Consider the following 19,422-nt stretch of genomic DNA (forward strand, 5'->3'; position numbering starts at 1 on the left):
AGAAGGCATTTAAGAGAAGACGGAAGCTCGCTCGGAGCGGGACCGGCCTACTTTTTATCGATGGTGAGAGGCGAACCGGAAGCTTAGTGAATCCGGGAAGCTCCGCTCCGGCAGCTGCCGGACTGGAGATCACCCGGCTGAACTTAGCTTTCGGGAGCTGACACCTGAAGATAAAAATAAGCCTTGCGTTTTCTGTTTCGTCTTTGGGGCAAGCCAAAGATGAAAACCCGTCCGGTAGGACAAAGTTCCTCTTTGATCAAAAGTAGAATAGAAAAAGCAGTAGGGATTGGAACAACGTTCACCAACACAGGTTTGTTACAAAATGAGCCTTTGCTTCAGGTTCGAGCTGAATCGCAATTGAAGGCATCCCCGATGCGGTTGGAAACCGCATCACCCGAAGGGACTTTCAGAAAAGCAAGGTGCATTTATGGGGCCGTATCATAAGCACCCGCCATTACAGCCCGATCTCAAATCGTGCGCGGATACCAAACTGAGGTGCATCGATAACCGATTGGGGTTGTACCCGCCACAGGGCTTCAATCCGGAACATGCTCAGAATATTTTCAACCCCGGCACCAAGCTCAATGTAGGGCTTGCCCATTTGGGAGATCGGATCCGGAAAGCTGATAATCTCCTGATGTTTATCGCTCAGCGAACCCACCAATGCTTTGGCGGATAGGACTTCCCGGAGGTTCGCTCGTTTTAGCAGCGGCACGCGACGGAAAAAGAAACCGTTTAAATGATATTCCAGGTAAGCATGCAGATACTTGTCGTGGACGTACTCCAGGTAATTCAACAAGTTGAAGTCGTAGCTGTACAAGCCAAAGGTTTCGTTTCCACGGGGGATGTCGAGCATGGTGTAGGGGAGTTTCCCGAAGTAGGCACCCGCCTCAATGGCATAGTCAAAACGGGTCATTCCCATATAAACTTCCTGCTTGATGGTCGAGGCCACACGTCCGTAGTACGAGCGTTGGTCGTTGTAATAAATCTGACCAGCCCCAAGGGTCAGGTGAATGATCGGAAATTCGGTTCCCATATAGAGTCGTAAAAAGCCCTTGTCGATCAGCTTTTCCTCGTGCGAGAAGCGTGTGTCCAGGTTGATCTCGGTGGCCGACACAGCCCCGACGGGCGATCCATTGCGCAGAAACGGGTAAAACTCGGGCGAATAATGTCGGGTGTAGGCGAGGGTTAATTTATTCGATAAGCCCGGGTACCATTCGTATTCGTATTGTGCGCGGACTTTTTCTTCCCGGTAAATTTCATCCAGCGGATCGTGTTGAAGCAGTTGGGAAACCAGGTTGTTTTCGGTTGCCGTAAAGGCGTTTTCGTATAAATACAGAATCTTTTCATTTTCCCCGTGGCGAATCATCTTGTCCTCGTAGTCCAGCTTCACCACCTGGCGGTTGATGGTTTTGAACCGATAACCCACGCCAAGCATCCCCGAAACTTTCCGGATGCGGGTACTGTAGCCCAGGCCTCCCCAGACCATCAGGTTTTTGCTGATTTCCTCGCTGGTGCGGGCTCCCATAAATACTTTGCTTCCTTCAACTTTGTTGGTGTTATAGAAGCTGGTAAACGGACCAATTTCAAACTTGCCCAAGTCGTAGTAGCTGGTCATCGACATGCGTGCCAGGTTGTTCAGAATATTAATCTGCCTGATATTGCTGATGGAGTCGACAACCTGCGCGAACATGATTTGCTTGTCGGTAAGTTGCGCCATGCGGTGTTCAGCCCAATAGGCCGAATCCCGATCGTAGGCATCGGGCAGGCTGATGGTTTCGTATTTCGACTTCGGTGCGCTTAGTTTTATTTCGTCCTTCGGGTTAATAACGACATCCTTAATTGTGGCGTTTTGCGTGTAGTATAGCGAAACCCGTTTGGTATCTTTCTTTGGCGTTTTAAACGGAATATAGTCGAACAGCGCGTCAATCTGGTTGCGTTTGTAAAAGGGAGTTGAGTCGTTTACAAAGTAATAATTGCTGTTTAGGTGAAGTCGTTTCAAAAAGTTCAGGTTGCTGGTCGACGACAGCTCTCCGTCGATCTCAACAATCGAATAGTATTTGTTTTCGGAAATAAAATAACCCTTAAAGGTATTTTCTCCTGCTCGCCGCGGCTGAAAATGAACCCGGTAGTGCATTACGCCATCTACCTTCGAGCTGTCGGCCAGGAAGTACTTATAATAATACCATCCGTTGTCGGCCAGTGGACTGACGAAGTTCTGTGTGAAAATGTTGATGAAGTTGTCGTAGAAATTCACCTCCATATCGAGTGCGCTGGTGTAGCCCGATATTTCCAGTTCATTCAGAATGCCCACACCATTTGTTCGGTCGGCCAACACGGTCGATTTTTTTTTGGCCGGTTCTTTCTGAATCTCGTTAAACACCAACTGTTCCGAGAAATAGAGTGGTAGAAACCGCGTGCTGTCCTCAGCGGTCTTAATAACATTGGGATTTTTACGAAAGGCTTTCGATTCGAGAATCTTGTCGCCCAGGTTCGTGATTTGGTACTCCCATTGCGAATATTTTTGATACGAATACTTATTGTACTGATCCGGATTGTTTGCTTTCTTCCGCTCCATGATGTGTCGGAAAAGCTCCCGCATGGGGCCTTCGTCGGGCGCAACCTGTACTTCGCTTATGTCGAATGTTTCCGGCTTTAGGGTAACCCCAATACGCAGCATATCCTCGCGCGGAAGAAGTTTGCTGACAGGGCTGTACCCGATTGCCGTGAAGTACAGCGTATCGGTTAGCGTGGGGAAACGCAAACTGAAGTTTCCCAATGTGTCGGTTGTCGTTCCCGTTGTGCTGTGTTTAATAACGATATTCACAAAAGGAATTGGCTGGCCTGTTTCCAAATCGGTAACAGTGCCCTTAAGCAATTTTTGCTGGCCATAGGCCTGACTCACAAGTATTGATGTGAACAGCAATAGTAGTACGAACGAGTAGCCCGACTTCGTTGTTTGTTTTAACATGTTCTGTTTTCTGTATCAGGTAATATCCTCCCGTACGACCGCTGCACTCATGGCTAAAGGTGAGCGATCGAAAATAAACGGTTTGTAAAAATGATCAAAAATTGGCTACGATCTCAGGTTTACTTATTTTTTTTGCTTTATAAGGACGAAAAATAACCAACAGAACAGAGGCTCGCAGCTTCGCGGCAGGTCGCAGAGTGCTTGCCGGTAACCGGTTCTGGCTGCGGATAAAAACCGATGCCGCGAAGGCGTTTGCTGTTGATTTTAAGTCGATTTGGTAATAATGTAGCACTTTGTTAAAGAGATTTTCCCGATATGATTTTTAGCATCTTATTTATTGCGTGAGTTTTTTTAAATTGGAGTATAATAATTTAGCTCTATGAGAATTGTACTGGAGAATATCAAGGAATTGGTGCAGGTTGCGGGCTGTGGTGTCCGTTTTAAAGCCGGAAAAGAGATGGCATCCTTGTCGGTGCTCAGAAATGCCTACCTGGTTATGCGCGACGGAATAATTGAGGGCTTCGGACCAATGAAAGATCTGAACGACGAAACATTGGATAATGATGTGCTGATTGAACTGGATTGCAGCAACCGGGTTGTCATGCCTTCTTTTTGCGATTCGCACACGCATCTGGTGTATGCCGCCTCGCGTGAACAAGAATTTACCGACCGGATAAAAGGCCTCAGTTACGAAGAAATAGCCAAGCGGGGAGGAGGAATTTTAAACAGTGCCGAAGCGATGGCTCGTGTTTCGGAAGAGGAACTGTACGACTCGGCCATGCGGCGCTTGCACGAAATAGCGATGCAGGGAACCGGAGCTGTGGAGATTAAAAGTGGCTATGGCTTAAGTACAGCAACGGAATTGAAAATGCTGCGTGTTATCCGTCGCCTGAAAAAAGATAGCCCGATGGTCATCAAAGCGACTTTTCTGGGTGCTCATGCCGTTCCTGAGAAATATGGCGACGACCGCTCGAAATATATCGGGAAGATTATTCATGAGATGTTGCCCGTAATTGCCGCAGAAGATTTAGCAGATTATATCGATGTGTTCTGCGACCAGGGATTTTTTACCCCCCTGGAGTCGGAGCAAATCCTGATGGCCGGCATGAAGCACGGCCTCAGGCCCAAGGTGCATGCCAACGAACTGGGTAGGACCGGAGGTGTGCAGGTGGGGGTGAAATACAATGCGCTGTCGGTCGATCATCTGGAGCATATCGGGGCTGATGAGATTGAAGCCCTCAAGGGACGGGAAACCATGCCAACCGTACTTCCCGGAGCCGCTTTTTTTCTAAATTTGCCTTATTCGCCCGTGCGCGAAATGATTGATTCCGGTCTGCCGGTCGCTTTAGCTTCCGACTATAATCCCGGTTCATCGCCATCGGGAAATATGAGTTTCATGGCGGCTATGGGCTGTATCAAATACAACATGAGCCCGGAGGAAGTGATCAATGCAACCACCATTAACAGTGCCTATGCCATGGGTGTAGATGGAATATGCGGGAGCATCTGTGCCGGGAAAATGGGGAACGTGTTTATCACCAAAGAAATTCCCTCGTACAGCAGCATACCCTATCACTATGCCACCAATTTAATTGAAACCGTAATCCTTGACGGACAAATTATATAAGTAAAAGCGATTTATGAGCCAATTGATAGAATGTGTCCCCAATTTCAGCGAAGGGCAGGACCTGAATGTAATTAAACAGATAACTGATGTAATAACCTGTATTGATGGCGTTAAACTGCTCAATGTAGATCCCGGAAAAGCGACCAACCGAACGGTTGTTACTTTTGTGGGGCAACCCGATGCGGTTGTTGAAGCGGCTTTTCAGGCCGTGAAAAAGGCTTCCGAAGTGATTGATATGCGTAAGCACCATGGCGAGCATCCTCGTTTTGGAGCGACCGATGTGTGTCCGCTAGTGCCGGTTGCCAACATAAGCATGGACGAAACAGTTGTTTATGCGCGGAAGCTGGCTCAACGTATTGGCGAAGAGTTAAACATCGCTGTTTATTGTTACGAGTTTGCTGCTTTCTCGGACGAACGTAAAAGTTTGGCTTCTTGTCGTTCGGGAGAGTATGAAGGCCTGCCGCAAAAGTTGAAGGATCCGAAGTGGAAGCCTGACTACGGTCCGGTTGAGTTCAATGTGCGGGCAGGAGCGACTGCTGTAAGTGCCCGTAACTTTCTGATAGCCTATAATGTGAACTTAAATACGACCTCTGTTCGGCGCGCTAATGCCATTGCCTTTGATGTTCGCGAGTCGGGGAGACTATTGAGAGAGGGTGATCCAATTACCGGTAAAATCGTGAAAGATCAGCAGGGACTGCCGGTTCGTATTCCAGGCTCGCTGCGAAAAGTCCGGGCTATCGGTTGGTATATTGAAGAATACGGAATTGCCCAGATCTCGATGAACTTGACCGATATCACGGTGACTTCGCTGCATCAGGCTTTCGAGGCTGTTTGTCGCAGTGCGCACGATCGCGGGATGCGGGTGACCGGATCAGAATTGGTTGGACTAATTCCCCTGAAGGCCATGTTGGATGCCGGCAAGTATTTTCTGAGGAAGCAGCAACGCTCTGTCGGCATTTCGGATGCGGAGATTATTAAAATCGCCATCAAGTCGATGGGCTTAGATGAACTGGGGCCATTCGATCCCCGAGAGCGAATTATTGAATATCGGCTTGAACAAGACAAAAAGCGGCTTACCGACACGAGCCTGTCCGATTTTATGTATGCGACGGCTTCTGAATCGGCAGCTCCCGGGGGCGGATCTGTTGCCGCTTATCTGGGGGCCTTGGGGGCTGCTCTGGGCGGCATGGTGGCCAACCTTTCGGCACATAAGAGAGGCTGGGATAACCGATGGGGTGATTTTTCGAATTGGGCAGATCAGGCGAAGGGCTATCAAACAACATTACTTCAACTGGTTGATGAAGATACAAAGGCCTTTAACCAGGTGATGGATGCTTATGCCATGCCCAAGTCGACAGAAGAAGAAAAGGCGTTGAGGAACGAGGCTATTCGCAAGGCCACTATTTGCGCTATTGAAAGCCCTTTGGCAGTGATGGAAGCTGCTTGTGCGTCGTTTGATGTGATCGCAGAGATGGCTGAACATGGGAATCCAAACTCCGTGTCCGATGCTGGTGTAGCTGCGCTTTGTGCCAAAACCGCGGTCCATGGTGCCTACCTTAATGTTTTAATCAATCTGAAAGAACTGAAAGATCAGTCGCTTTCCGAAAGCTATAAGCACCGGGCCGAAAAGCTGTTCTATCAGGCAGAGCTAAAGGAGCAGGAGATCTTACAAATTGTATACGGCAAGATTGGATTGTGAGCCACAACGCTTTTCACGAAATAGCGGGTTGTCTTTGTTGCCTTGTAATCTTTGTTGTCGTGGTTGTTACAAGTTGTCGTGGTTGTCACAAGTTTTCGGGTTGGCGCTTAAAACGCCATCAACTAGCCAGAAGGTCTTTTGATCAATGCCAAAAAGTCGGGAGTCGGTTGGCTTGGTTTATCAAGCATTACAGCCGATCTATAAACACATCGAAATCCCGGAGGGATGCAATTTGGGTAGCTTAGCGACGACAGGGGCAAAATTCCGTCCCATACGGGAAGGGAGAATCTCTTGTGTGGACGACATACGTGCTACTGATATCCTGTTGTCTTGGTTGTTACAAGTTGTTGCGTTGGCGCTCAAACAACATCAAAATCTTCTGGAGATCTGGCCTTTTGATGTTTGTTGATTTTCACAGGAAACCGCATAGCGCGGTGTCTTCTGAGGCATTAGCAGCGACATAAAAAAACCGCCCAAGCGACTTGGACGGTTCTTTATATCTGATATCTTCAAAAGCATCTGCCTGATAGCTCAGGATTTAGGCTTTCAATATTAGTTTTCTTCTTTCTTTGTTAATTTCTCTACGGTAGAAACTTCAAGGAAAGTTGAACCACCACCGATACCGAAGCTACCACCAACGTAAACGATTTGATCGTCACCTTGCAGGGTACCGTTTCCGGTGAGGGCTTTTAAACAACTGCGAACCATTTTGAATTTGTCTTTTTTAGGCTCGATTACATCCGCGTAAACACCATACGACAACGAAAGAATACGGGCAACGTGAGCTTCGTAGCACTGAGCATAAACTGGTTTTGTACCGCGGAAAGCAGCCAAATAGCGAGCCGTTCTACCTGTTTTGGTATTGGTAACGATCGCTTTTGTAGGAAGCTCATTTGATGCGTTAATCGCAGCTTCGGCCAAGAAAGCAGCAACTTCGTTTTCCACCAACGGAACAGTGATGTCGTTACGCTTGTCTTTGCTATGCTCAACTTCATTGGCAATGCTGTTCATTACTCTTACAGCTTCAATAGGGTAGTTACCATAAGCCGTTTCACCGCTAAGCATAATCGCATCGGCACGAGAGAAAATGGCATTGGCCACGTCACTAACTTCGGCACGAGTTGGACGAGGGTTGTCGATCATGGTGTGTAACATCTGTGTTGCTACGATAACCGGCTTCTTGCGTTCAACACATTTTTTGATCAAATGGCGTTGGATGCCAGGAATCTTTTGAGCAGGGATTTCAATACCCAGGTCACCACGGGCAACCATCACACCGTAAGCATGATCTAAAATTTCATCGATATTTTCTACACCATCCAGGTTTTCGATTTTAGCGATGATTTTGATCGGGCTATTATATTCATCCAGGATTTTTTGAACGGCTAACACATCAGCTGCATTACGCACAAATGAGTGGGCAATGAAGTCAACACCCAGTTCGGCAGAGAATTTGATGAATGCTTCATCTTTGGCCGAAATAGATGGTAATTGAACCGTAAATCCAGGTGTATTTACACTTTTTCTATTTTTGATTTTACCTTTGTTTTCAACGCGACAAAGCACAAAATCAGCTCCTTTTTCAACAACAGTCATGGCTGTTTCACCATCGTCAATCAAGATTTGTTTTCCGACAGGAATTTCAACGTGCATTTTGTCATAAGAAACGCTGAAAAAGGGGCGTCCTGCTTCGCTCTTTTCACGAAGAATACCAGACACTTCAACCATGTCGCCTTCTGCAAGCTCGATTGGTTCTTCGATGCCCATTGTTCTGATTTCCGGCCCTTTGGTATCTACCAAAATGGCAATTTTATCAGATACTGCGCGTACGTTGTCGATAAGTGGTTTGGCCGAATCAGGCGTCATGTGAGCTGTGTTCATACGAACAACGTTCATGCCCGATTCGTGCAGGGTTTTTAAAAACTCCTGATCACATCTTAGATCAGAGATTGTAGCTACGATTTTTGTATGTTTCATTTTTCGAACGATATAAATATATGGGGCCTCAAAAGTAGCATTTTTATTGAAGTGTTCTAAAACATTTTTGAATGGATGCAAGAATTAACGCAAACGTTAATTTTTAATAAAGCTTTCGATTCCCAAACGGTAGGAGTCCAGTCCAAAACCCATGATGCTTCCCCGGCATACCGGACCAATTATGGATTCGTGTCTGAAATTCTCGCGGGTAAGTGTGTTGGAAATATGAACCTCGACAACCGGAGTTGTTACCCCGGCAATGGCATCGCGGATGGCCACCGAGGTATGGGTATAGGCTCCGGCATTGAAAACAATGCCGTCATAATTATAACCAACTGCGTGAATTTTGTCAATCAGCTCGCCCTCAATGTTCGATTGGTAGTATTCCAATTCAATATGCGGATATCTGCTTACTAATTCTTTGTAATATGTTTCGAAACATGTATCGCCGTAAATCCCTCTCTCTCTCTTGCCCAGAAGGTTTAAATTTGGCCCATTCATTAACAATATTTTCATATTTATTTCACTTATTTAAAAAATATAGTAACTTTATGCTGTCGACACCGTATTGAAAATTATGTAATCTTGGGGAAGAAACTATTTTTCAATCGGTGCTGATTGAAAGACTTTTCTTTTTGAAGGTCGAAAGTATTGTATTTTGTTCTTACAAAAAAATTAATTTTTTTATTATGAAATGGGAAGATAGTAAAAAAGGTTTTGAAACTTTTCTGAGATTGGAGAAATCACTCTCTCAGAACTCAATCGCTGCTTACATCAACGATATCAATAAGTTGATGGCTTATTTGGATGAAAACTACAAGCGGTTAACGCCCGAAAAAGTGCGTATTAACCACCTGCGTGGTTTTATTGAGTACATTAACGATCGGGGTGTTAGTCCTCGTACGCAAGCCCGTACAATCTCCGGTATCAAGTCTTTCTTCAAGTATTTGCTGATGGAAGGAAAAATTAACAGTGATCCGACCACCTTGCTGGAGTCTCCGAAGATTGGCCGTAAGCTTCCGGATGTATTAACCATGGAGGAAATCGATCTGATTATTGACGGCGTTGATCTGAATAAAGCGGAAGGCCAGCGTAACAAGGCAATGCTCGAAACATTGTACAGCTGTGGCTTGCGCGTATCCGAGCTGGTTAACCTGAAGGTTACCAACTTGTTTTTCGATCAGGGATTTATTAAAGTAGAAGGGAAAGCCGAGAAGGAACGCCTGGTTCCGGTAAGCTCAAAGGCTATCGAAGAAATTACCAAGTACCTGCATGGTTACCGTAAGACTTTGAAAATTAGCCCGGAAAGTGAAAACGTATTGTTCCTGAACAGACGCGGTAAAAAATTGAGCCGGGTGATGATTTTTACCATTATTAAAAACCTGGCCGAAAAAGTTGGTTTGAATAAGAAGATCAGCCCGCATACTTTCCGTCACTCTTTTGCCACTCACCTGATTTCGGGAGGAGCCGATTTGAGAGCCGTTCAGGAAATGCTCGGTCACGAGTCGATCCTGACAACGGAAATCTATACGCACCTGGATCGTGATTACTTGAAAAACACAATCACTCACTTCCATCCACGTTCTTAATATTCTGTAATTTGCCCCGTTTCAAGCGGTGAAATAACATCTGAATATATGTTCTTTAAGACAGCATTTTTTTGAAAATGCTGTCTTTTTTTTTGTAGCTTGCCTAAGACTCTGGTAAACAGGCCGTGTTTTAGATTGATCGTTGATAGACCAAAAATATAGCACCCTGGTGGTGTTCTTTACCAATTAATAACTCAATCAATATGAAAAATCCGGATTTATCAAATTATGGAATTCAAAATGTAAAGGAGATTATTTATAACCCATCGTACGAATTGCTGTTTGAGGAAGAGACAAAAGCAGGTTTGACTGGTTTTGAAAAGGGACAGCTGACAGAGTTAGGAGCGGTTAATGTGATGACGGGTGTTTTTACGGGAAGGTCTCCCAAGGATAAGTATATCGTTTTGGACGATACTACCAAAGATTCAATATGGTGGACAAGCGAGGAAGTCCCGAACGACAATAAACCGGTGTCGCCTGCGGTATGGAAAGATCTGAAGCAGCTGGTGGCCGAGCAACTATCGGGCAAACGGCTTTTTGTGATGGATGCCTTTTGCGGTGCGAATCCGGATAGCCGGTTGAAAGTTCGTTTTGTTGTTGAAGTAGCCTGGCAGGCTCACTTTGTAAAGAACATGTTTATCCGACCCAGCGACCAAGAGTTGGCCAATTACGGGGAGCCTGACTTTGTTGTGCTTACCGGATCAAAAGCCACCAACCCCAACTGGCAAAAGCAGGGCCTCCATTCGGAGAACTTTACGGTATTTAATTTAACCGAGAAGATGCAGGTGATTGGCGGTACCTGGTATGGCGGAGAGATGAAAAAAGGTATTTTTTCGATGATGAATTATTATCTTCCATTACGAGGGATAGCCTCAATGCACTGTTCGGCCAATGTGGGCTACGATGGTGATACGGCAATTTTCTTCGGACTGTCGGGAACCGGAAAAACGACCTTGTCGACCGATCCGCACCGCAAACTGATTGGAGACGATGAGCATGGCTGGGACGATGAAGGTGTTTTCAACTTCGAAGGGGGCTGCTACGCCAAAACAATTCGTCTGGATAAAGAGTCGGAACCCGATATTTACCACGCCATAAAGCGGAATGCCTTGCTCGAAAATGTGACTGTTGACAAAGATGGTAAAATCGATTTCAACGACTCATCGGTTACCGAGAACACGCGGGTTTCGTATCCGATCTATCACATCGACAATATTGTAAAGCCGGTATCCAAAGGAGGCCCGGCACATAAGGTTATCTTTTTATCGGCCGATGCATTTGGTGTTCTGCCTCCGGTATCGAAACTAACACCCGAGCAGACTAAATATCATTTTCTTTCGGGTTTCACAGCGAAGTTAGCCGGTACCGAGTGCGGCATTGATGATCCGCTTCCCACATTTTCGGCTTGTTTTGGTTCGGCTTTCCTGAGTCTTCACCCCACAAAATACGGCGAAGAGTTGGTTAAGCGGATGGAGCAGAACCAGGCTAAAGCTTACCTGGTAAATACGGGCTGGAATGGAAGTGGAAAACGGATCTCGATTAAAGACACCCGTGCGATTATTGATGCCATATTAGACGGATCGATTGAGAACGCCGAAACACGAACTATTCCGATATTCAATCTGGAAGTTCCCGTTGCACTTCACGATGTGAATCCGGCGATACTCGATCCGCGTGATACGTACCCGCATTCGGACGATTGGCAGGAAAAGGCAATCCACCTGGCCGAATTATTTATCACAAACTTTAAAGACTATACGGATACCGAAGAAGGGAAGAAGTTAGTGAAAGCGGGGCCGCAGGTCGAATTGGTGAAATAGAAACCTGAGTTTTCAATATAACGTCTGCATAGCCGACGTTCGCTTTTTTTCGGAGGGCAAAAAATCGTTGGGCTACTTTCGGCAATTGTTAAAACAAAACCCTATCGCCAGGCTCGCTAAGGAGCCGAGCTCTCCGAAAGAAAAAACGAGCTTCCTGAAAAGGAAGCTCGTTTGTAATATATAGAATCGGATGTCCGATTACATTAAGAAGCTCAGCAAGATACCTGCCGCAATGGCCGAACCGATTACACCGGCTACATTGGGCCCCATGGCATGCATCAGTAAGTAGTTGGTTTTGTCGTATTCCAAACCAACAACCTGCGACACCCGGGCACTGTCGGGAACGGCCGATACACCGGAGTTACCAATAAGCGGGTTGATTTTGTTTCCGTCTTTCAGGAACAGGTTGATCAGTTTTACAAACAACACCCCGGCAGTGGTTGCTATCACAAACGAGAAAGCCCCCAGCAGGAAGATCCCGACTGATTTGATTGTCAGGAAGGTGGTGGCCTGTGTTGATGCACCAACGGTTAAGCCTAAAAGAATGGTAACAATATCAATCATCGGGCCTTTTGCAGTGTCGGCCAGACGCTTGGTAACGCCGCTTTCTTTCAGTAAGTTACCAAAGAAAAGCATCCCCAGTAGAGGTAAGCCGCTGGGCACAATAAAGGTGGTGAGCAGCATTCCCGAGATGGCAAAAATCAGCTTTTCCTTTTTGGAAACAGCACGTGGCGGCTTCATGCGGATGACACGTTCCTTTTTGGTCGTCAATAAGCGCATAATTGGCGGTTGGATGACAGGAACCAAGGCCATGTATGAATAAGCCGAGATGGCAATTGCCCCCATCAGGTCGGGCGCCAGTTTTGACGATATGAAGATCGCTGTCGGACCATCGGCACCACCAATAATGCCAATAGCACCTGCTTCAGTAGGGCTGAAACCCAGGGCTAATGCAATACAGTAGGCTCCGAAAATACCGAACTGGGCCGCTGCCCCAATCAGAATCAGCTTGGGGTTCGATATGAGCGCCGAAAAGTCGGTCATAGCACCAATACCCAGAAAGATCAGGGGAGGGTATACGCCTTGTGCGACGCCAAAGTAGAGATAATTCAGCACACTGCCGGACTCGTAGATACCAATTTTGAATCCGGGAGAGAAGGCAATGTTACCAACCAGAATACCAAATCCGATCGGAATTAACAGCATGGGCTCAAATTCTTTTGCAATAGCCAGGTAGATGAAGCCTAATCCAACAGCGATCATAATGAGGTGACCTACTGTCAGGTTCGCAAAAGCTGTAAATTGCAGAAATTGCCCAAGGTGCTCGATGATGAAATCCAGAAAAGATGTCTCCATGATTAACCTCCTTATTATTCAATGGTGATTAAGATGTCGCCTTCCATCACTGAGTCACCTTTTTGCTTATGGATCGCCGCAATCTTACCTGATTTGTCGGCCTCGATGTTGTTTTCCATTTTCATGGCTTCCAACATCAATACTTTCTGACCGCGCTGCACTTGATCTCCTTCTTTCACAAAAACATCGAGGATGGTGCCCGGAAGCGGTGATTTGATCGTACCCGAACCTTTGGGAGCAGTAGGACTGCTTGTTTTGGCAACCGAAGGATGCACGTCGGTTGACGGAACTGCTTTCTGACGAATCAGTTTCGGGGTTTTTTGTGTTTTGATTTCCTGGCTAAGTTCTACTTTATAGAGCGAACCGTTTACTTCAATTTCAGCGATATTATCTTCGAAGTTCAGGATTTCTGTCTCGTATTCGTTGCCGTTTATGGTAAATTTATATTTTTTCATAAGATGGGTTTATTGACGTGGATGTTTTCTTAGCGTATAAATTTTCGAACTCCAGGGTGAATAAGGTCTTGCGACCTTTTTGATGGTCAGAACTGTATTTTCAAAATCGTGCTGTTCGGCAAAGTGTAAGTGTAAGGCCATCGCAATTGCGGCATTAACTTCACCTGAAAGATGTTCTTCAGGGGCCTGCTTATGCTCGCCGGCAGCAGATTTGGCTTTCTTTTTGGCCTTGAATTTTCTGCCGACAAGTAAGTAAAATAAGAACAGAATGGCGAGTGCTGAGAATACAACCGACATGGCAACGATAACCATTCCAACCCCGATGGGGTCGTGTTCAACAAACCGTTCACCGGCTGACGCTTTATGACTGTGGTCATTGTCGGAGCGGGGAGTGGATTGGGCGGATGTAGCCCACTGGTCTGAGTCTATCGACTGGCGGTAGTACACCAGGTCGGGGGCCAGAACGTCGGGCAGTGTCACCTGGTCGACCAGCGTGCGCCCGTTTGCATCGTACAGATAGATTGATTTTCCAGCTTCCAGGTGAAAGTTGAGGTGGAAAATTCCGCGCGATGGTTTTCCATCAGCAAAGAAAACGATAAATCCACGAGGGGAGATAACAGTTTCCTGCGAGTTGTTTGGAATCCAGTATTTTTTCGGATTTTTCTGATCATCGGTTAAATAACATCCTCCGATGTTAACCTTACTGTAGGAAGAGTTCACAATCTCCAACCAGGAACTTCGTTGGCCATATTCGTCCATGAAGTTCGACTCGTTGTTTAACAGGATTTCATTAAACTTCAAATTCGTAGCCCCCTGCGCATAAAGCGCATGGGAGAAGGCTACGAATAGTAAAACAAAAATCCCGGCAAATAAAGCTTTGGATTTTCTTTGCATGATTTTGTTTTATAATGGAATATTGGTGTGCTTTTTCGGCGGCATCATGTCCTTTTTAGTTGCTAACGACTGCAAGGCACGGATAATCCGGAAACGTGTATTGCGCGGTTCAATAACATCATCAATATAGCCGTATTGAGCTGCATTGTATGGGTTCGCAAATTTATCTTTGTATTCCGCTTCCGCTTCGGCGATAAACTTAGCGCGTTCTGCCGGATCTTCGATTTCGCGAATTTTCTTGCTTTGAAGAACTTCAATAGCACCTTTAGGACCCATTACGGCGATCTCGCCTGTTGGCCATGAGTAGTTCAGGTCGCCGCGCAGGTGTTTCGAGCTCATCACACAATAAGCACCACCGTACGATTTACGCAGGATGATGGTCACTTTGGGAACTGTTGCTTCGCCATAGGCGAACAGCAATTTAGCCCCGTGTGTGATGATGCCGCCATATTCCTGTGCTGTTCCGGGCAAGAATCCGGGAACATCAACCAAGGTTACCAAGGGGATGTTGAAGGCATCGCAGAAGCGAACAAAGCGAGCTGCTTTACGCGACGCGTTAATGTCTAACACACCAGCCAGGTAGTTGGGTTGGTTGGCTACAATACCAACAGAAATACCGTTGAAGCGAGCGAAACCAACAACAATGTTTTGTGCATAGTTGCGGTGTACTTCCAGGAATTCGCCGTTGTCAACAATGGTGTGGATCACGTCTTTAACGTCGTAAGGCTTGTTGGGGTTGTCCGGGATTACCTCGTTCAGCGAGTCGTCCAAACGGTCGATCGGATCGTCGCAAGGCATGATCGGAGCATCCTCCAGGTTGTTTTGCGGCAGGTAGCTCAGCAACTTGCGGATCAGAGCGATACCTTCCTGTTCGTCGTCGGCGATAAAGTGTGAAACGCCCGATTTAGAGCCGTGCACGGTAGCACCTCCCAGTTGAGCGTCGGTTACGACTTCGCCGGTTACTGTTTTAACCACTTTGGGGCCGGTAACGAACATGTACGACTGTTCTTTGGTCATCATGATGAAGTCGGTCAGGGCAGGAGAGTATACTGCACCACCGGCACAAGGACCGAAGATGGCCGATATTTGAGGGATCACACCCGAAGCCATGATGTTACGCTGGAAAATTTCGGTATAACCCGACAGTGCTGTAACACCTTCCTGAATACGAGCGCCGCCCGAGTCGTTGATACCGATAACCGGAGCACCCATTTTCATGGCCATATCCATGATTTTGCAAATTTTTGCAGCGAATGTTTCCGACAAGGATCCACCGAAAACAGTGAAGTCTTGTGCAAACACGTAAACCAAACGACCATCGATTGTTCCCTGGCCGGTTACAACACCATCGCCCAGGAACTTGTTTTTTTCCATGCCGAAGTTGGTGCAACGGTGTTTCACGAACATGTCAAATTCTTCGAAACTACCTTCGTCCATCAACATTTCGATGCGTTCACGAGCGGTGAATTTACCTTTCTCGTGTTGCTTTTCAATTCTTTTTTCACCACCACCAAGCTTCGCTTCGTTGCGAAGTTCGATGAGTTGTTTTATTTTATCCTGATTGTTCATTGCTATTTCATTCAAAGATTAAGGAATCCGGAAATTATTCGCAGCAAAATTCAGTTAATACACCTAAGGTTGATTTTGGGTGCAAGAAACCGATGTTCAATCCTTCAGCACCTTTGCGGGCTGTTTTGTCGATTGTTGCCACCCCGTTTGCTTCAACTTCTGTCAATGCTTCGTTTACATTGTCAACGGCAAAAGCGAGGTGGTGAATACCTTGTCCTTTTTTCTCAACAAATTTACCGATTGGGCCTGCCGGATCGGTTGATTCCAGTAATTCAATTTTTACTTCTCCAACTTTGAAGAAAGCTGTTTTTACTTTCTGATCAGCTACTTCTTCGATGTTATAGCATTTCAAGCCTAACACTTTTTCGTAGTAAGGGATTGCCTCGTCCAGGCTTTTTACTGCGATTCCGATGTGTTCAATGTGAGATATTTTCATTTTTATTGAATAATTATGTGAATAATATTGAAATAGATATTCTAGCTAATTCGCTGTAATTGAAAGGCAAGCATCCGGGGAGTGCTTGCCTTTTCAAATACTAGTATTCTTTTTTCACAAAGTGGAAATGTGATCCGAAACGTTCAAAGGCTGCCTGATCCAAAGACTCCCGATGGTCGGGGTGGGCAATTGAAGTCAGCAGTTTGGCACGTTCCTGCAATGTTTTTCCGTACAGGTTAACCGCTCCAAATTCGGTCACCACCCAGTGCATGTTCGAACGGGTACTTACCACACCGGATCCGGGTAATAAGATGGGGGAGATTTTGGAAACTCCTTTGGCCGTTACCGAAGGCAAGGCGATAATTGGTTTACCACCTTTGGAATAACCGGCACCACGGATAAAGTCGATCTGGCCACCAACACCTGAATAGTGTTTAATACCGATTGAGTCGGCACAAACCTGACCGGTCAGGTCGATTGCCAGGGCTGAGTTGATCGCTGTCAGTTTGTCCAACTGACGGATCACGCTAACGCTGTTGGTATAGCCAACATCCATCATGGCAACACGAGGGTTGTCGTCGATGAAGTCGTACAATTTTTTGGTACCCATCAGGAACGAAGCAACCATTTTGCCTTTGTCCAGTTGTTTGCGTTTTCCGGTAACAACCCCTTTTTCAACCAACGGAAGGATTCCGTCAGCGAACATTTCGGTGTGTACACCCAAGTCTTTGTGGTTACCCAATTGGGCCAATACAGCATTGGGGATACCACCGATACCCATTTGCAAACAAGCACCGTCTTCCACCAGCTCGGCAACGTTTTTACCAATCTGGATATCGGTTTCCGATAACTCGGCCATTCCGTGCGCGTACAGTTCAATATCATCTTCAACAAAGATGTCGATGTCGTCGATGTTGATCATGGCATCACCGAAAGCACGGGGAACGTTCGGGTTTACCGCTGCGATAACAACGTCGGCAGTTTCGATAGCAGCCAATGTGGCGTCAACCGAAGTTCCTAACGATACATAACCATGTTTGTCGGGTACCGAACACATGATCATGGCGACGTTTACTTTGCAGTATCCTTCGCGGATCAGTTTTTGCGTTTCGCTCAGGAATACCGGAATATAATCGGCGTAACCGGCTTGAGTTTGTTTACGCAAGTTTGCACCAACGAAGAATTGCTCGGATACGAAAATCCCTTCAAACTCAGGATTCGCATATTCCAGGTTTCCTTCAACGTGGATGTGCTGAATTTTAACATCGTAAAGTTCTCCGTTACGACCGCGTTCTACCATCGGTTTAATAAGTGTGTGCGGAGTAACAGCCACACTACTAAGATGAACACGATCGCCGGATTTTATAACTTTTACAGCCTCTTCAGGCGTAACGTATTTGATATGTTTCATAATAAGGAAATAGTATATTTTGCTCTGAAATTTCGTCCGTAAAGATAAAAAATAACCGAGCTGGCTCGGGGAAAACAAGCTTATTTAAACCCGTTTTAATCAAGGATTGCTCGTATTTAAACTAAATGTTAAGAAATTGACGACGGATAGCGCAAAATAAAAGACGACGATATCTTTTATGCGTATTTTTTTATGACTTTCGACACTTTTTGTAGCTGTTGCGGGAAAATCAGTGGCAATTTTTCCCGATTGGTCGGTTCGGATCTGCTGGCTGAAGCCGGATCAATCATGCACATTGCTGTTGGAAGGAAATGGATGCACTGCAGTTTTGGGAGGAAGCAGTACCGATCGAATCGGGCGGAGCGACCCGATCGGTGTTTATCTTATTGGCACATTGTTAGGATTGTTTTCACCACATTACGGGCACCGATTTCAATCTGGTCGATGGTGGTGTCTAGCATGTAGCAGGGCGTTGTTACTACCCGGTAGTTACGGTCGATCACAATTTCGCCATCTGTTGTGCGGATGTGTTTTCCGCCCATCTTTTCAATGGCTTTGGCTGTCTGGGGATCGTCGCCGATGGTGACATCCACATTGCTTAAGATGCGGGTAATCACTGCCGGGGCAATGCACAAGGCGCCGATTGGTTTTCCGGCTTTAGCGGTTGCTTTTACTGCTTTTGTCACATCTTCGTTAACCGTACAGTTGGGGCCGTCGAAAGCGAAGGTGCTGAGGTTTTTGGCAGCACCAAAGCCACCGGGGAAGATGATCGCATCGAAGTTGGCCGGATTGTAGTCTTTCAGGTCCGATATTTGTCCCCGGGCAATTCGGGCCGATTCAACCAGCACGTTGCGGGTTTCCGGCATTTCCTGACCGGTGAGGTGATTGATTACATGATGTTGCGTGGTGTTTGGGGCAAACAGGGTATAGCTCGCTCCTTGTTTGGCGATGGCGAGCATGGTCAGCGTTGCCTCGTGAATTTCAGCACCGTCGTATACGCCGCAGCCCGACAAAACAACGGCAATTTTTTTCTGATTTGTCATTCCGGAAGATTTTAGTTTTGATTTAAAATTAGCGATTTTTTGGTCAATCGCTATAAGTTCCCCATGTCATCTACGATTCGGAAGTGGCAGCAACTGCAATTGAGGGGCGGTTTCCTATTCCTTTCGCCACAATTGGCTGCTCATGCCATGAGGACGAAAATGTTGCACAACAATTGGGCGCTCATGCCATGGGGACGAAAATGTTGCACAACAATTGGCTGCTCATGCCATGGGGACGAAAATGTTGCACAACAATTGGCTGCTCATGCCGTGGGGACGAAAATGTTACACAACAATTGGGCGCTCATGCCATGAGCACGAAAAAAACACCTCTGGATTGCTTCCCCACGCCATGAGCGCCGCCTACGATACCAATTGTTTTTCAACTTGAACGCTGAAAGGTAAAAAGCAAACCGAAAAGCTTCCGGCAATCCCGGAGGGATGCTATTTGGGTAGCATAACGACGACAGGGAGAAATTCCGTCCCGTACGGGACAATCTTCGTATTGACATACGTGCTTCGGATATGCTGTTGGCGTTGTTGTCAAGAGTTGTCGGGTTGTCGTTCCTCATCTA

General features: G+C 46.4%; 14 protein-coding genes. 4 read left to right on the forward strand and 10 right to left on the reverse strand.

The window, feature by feature from the left end; all coding sequences use genetic code 11:
• Positions 1 to 454: 454 nt before the first annotated feature.
• The gene (locus C8N47_RS15475) at positions 455 to 2,971 is read right to left on the reverse strand and encodes a DUF5686 family protein (protein WP_107823479.1); all 2,517 of its coding nucleotides are present in this window, start codon (positions 2,969 to 2,971) and stop codon (positions 455 to 457) included.
• A gap of 379 nt (positions 2,972 to 3,350) precedes the next feature.
• Here C8N47_RS15475 and hutI point away from each other — a divergent pair, with 379 nt between their 5' ends.
• Positions 3,351 to 4,598 carry an imidazolonepropionase gene (hutI, locus tag C8N47_RS15480; protein WP_107823480.1) on the forward strand — a complete coding sequence of 416 codons (1,248 nt, stop codon included), beginning with the start codon at positions 3,351 to 3,353 and terminating at the stop codon, positions 4,596 to 4,598.
• Positions 4,599 to 4,611: 13 nt separating this feature from the next.
• The gene (ftcD, locus tag C8N47_RS15485; RefSeq protein WP_107823481.1) at positions 4,612 to 6,297 is read left to right on the forward strand and encodes a glutamate formimidoyltransferase; all 1,686 of its coding nucleotides are present in this window, start codon (positions 4,612 to 4,614) and stop codon (positions 6,295 to 6,297) included.
• Positions 6,298 to 6,849: 552 nt separating this feature from the next.
• On the opposite strand, the gene pyk is transcribed toward ftcD, so the two are convergent.
• Positions 6,850 to 8,274, reverse strand: coding sequence for a pyruvate kinase (pyk, locus tag C8N47_RS15495; protein ID WP_107823483.1), 1,425 nt, complete (start codon positions 8,272 to 8,274; stop codon positions 6,850 to 6,852).
• A gap of 96 nt (positions 8,275 to 8,370) precedes the next feature.
• Positions 8,371 to 8,790 (reverse strand): type II 3-dehydroquinate dehydratase, encoded by a 420-nt coding sequence (gene aroQ, locus C8N47_RS15500; RefSeq protein WP_107823484.1) that lies wholly within the window; start codon positions 8,788 to 8,790, stop codon positions 8,371 to 8,373.
• Positions 8,791 to 8,963: 173 nt separating this feature from the next.
• Between aroQ and xerD the strand changes: the two genes are divergently transcribed.
• Positions 8,964 to 9,863, forward strand: coding sequence for a site-specific tyrosine recombinase XerD (xerD, locus tag C8N47_RS15505; RefSeq protein WP_107823539.1), 900 nt, complete (start codon positions 8,964 to 8,966; stop codon positions 9,861 to 9,863).
• Between the two features lie 203 nt (positions 9,864 to 10,066).
• Complete coding sequence (pckA, locus tag C8N47_RS15510) at positions 10,067 to 11,683, forward strand: phosphoenolpyruvate carboxykinase (ATP) (protein WP_107823485.1); 1,617 nt, start codon at positions 10,067 to 10,069, stop codon at positions 11,681 to 11,683.
• A 198-nt stretch (positions 11,684 to 11,881) separates the two neighbouring features.
• Here the strand turns inward: pckA and C8N47_RS15515 are convergent, their stop codons facing one another.
• The 7 genes from C8N47_RS15515 to elbB all read right to left on the reverse strand — a co-directional run bounded on the left by C8N47_RS15515 (position 11,882) and on the right by elbB (position 18,847).
• Complete coding sequence (locus C8N47_RS15515) at positions 11,882 to 13,039, reverse strand: sodium ion-translocating decarboxylase subunit beta (protein ID WP_107823486.1); 1,158 nt, start codon at positions 13,037 to 13,039, stop codon at positions 11,882 to 11,884.
• Positions 13,040 to 13,053: 14 nt separating this feature from the next.
• On the reverse strand, positions 13,054 to 13,494 hold the full coding sequence (locus C8N47_RS15520) for an acetyl-CoA carboxylase biotin carboxyl carrier protein (RefSeq protein WP_107823487.1): 441 nt from the start codon (positions 13,492 to 13,494) through the stop codon (positions 13,054 to 13,056).
• Between the two features lie 9 nt (positions 13,495 to 13,503).
• The gene (locus C8N47_RS15525; RefSeq protein ID WP_107823488.1) at positions 13,504 to 14,388 is read right to left on the reverse strand and encodes an OadG family transporter subunit; all 885 of its coding nucleotides are present in this window, start codon (positions 14,386 to 14,388) and stop codon (positions 13,504 to 13,506) included.
• Between the two features lie 9 nt (positions 14,389 to 14,397).
• Positions 14,398 to 15,957, reverse strand: coding sequence for an acyl-CoA carboxylase subunit beta (locus C8N47_RS15530; protein WP_107823489.1), 1,560 nt, complete (start codon positions 15,955 to 15,957; stop codon positions 14,398 to 14,400).
• A gap of 34 nt (positions 15,958 to 15,991) precedes the next feature.
• Positions 15,992 to 16,393 carry a methylmalonyl-CoA epimerase gene (gene mce / locus C8N47_RS15535; RefSeq protein ID WP_107823490.1) on the reverse strand — a complete coding sequence of 134 codons (402 nt, stop codon included), beginning with the start codon at positions 16,391 to 16,393 and terminating at the stop codon, positions 15,992 to 15,994.
• Between the two features lie 100 nt (positions 16,394 to 16,493).
• Positions 16,494 to 17,804 (reverse strand): acetyl-CoA hydrolase/transferase family protein, encoded by a 1,311-nt coding sequence (locus tag C8N47_RS15540; RefSeq protein ID WP_107823491.1) that lies wholly within the window; start codon positions 17,802 to 17,804, stop codon positions 16,494 to 16,496.
• Between the two features lie 383 nt (positions 17,805 to 18,187).
• Entirely contained in the window at positions 18,188 to 18,847 is a 660-nt protein-coding gene (gene elbB / locus C8N47_RS15545; protein ID WP_107823492.1) for an isoprenoid biosynthesis glyoxalase ElbB, read from the reverse strand.
• Between the last annotated feature and the right edge of the window lie 575 nt (positions 18,848 to 19,422).

It is taken from the genome of Mangrovibacterium marinum (assembly GCF_003046625.1).
Classification (GTDB): domain Bacteria; phylum Bacteroidota; class Bacteroidia; order Bacteroidales; family Prolixibacteraceae; genus Mangrovibacterium; species Mangrovibacterium marinum.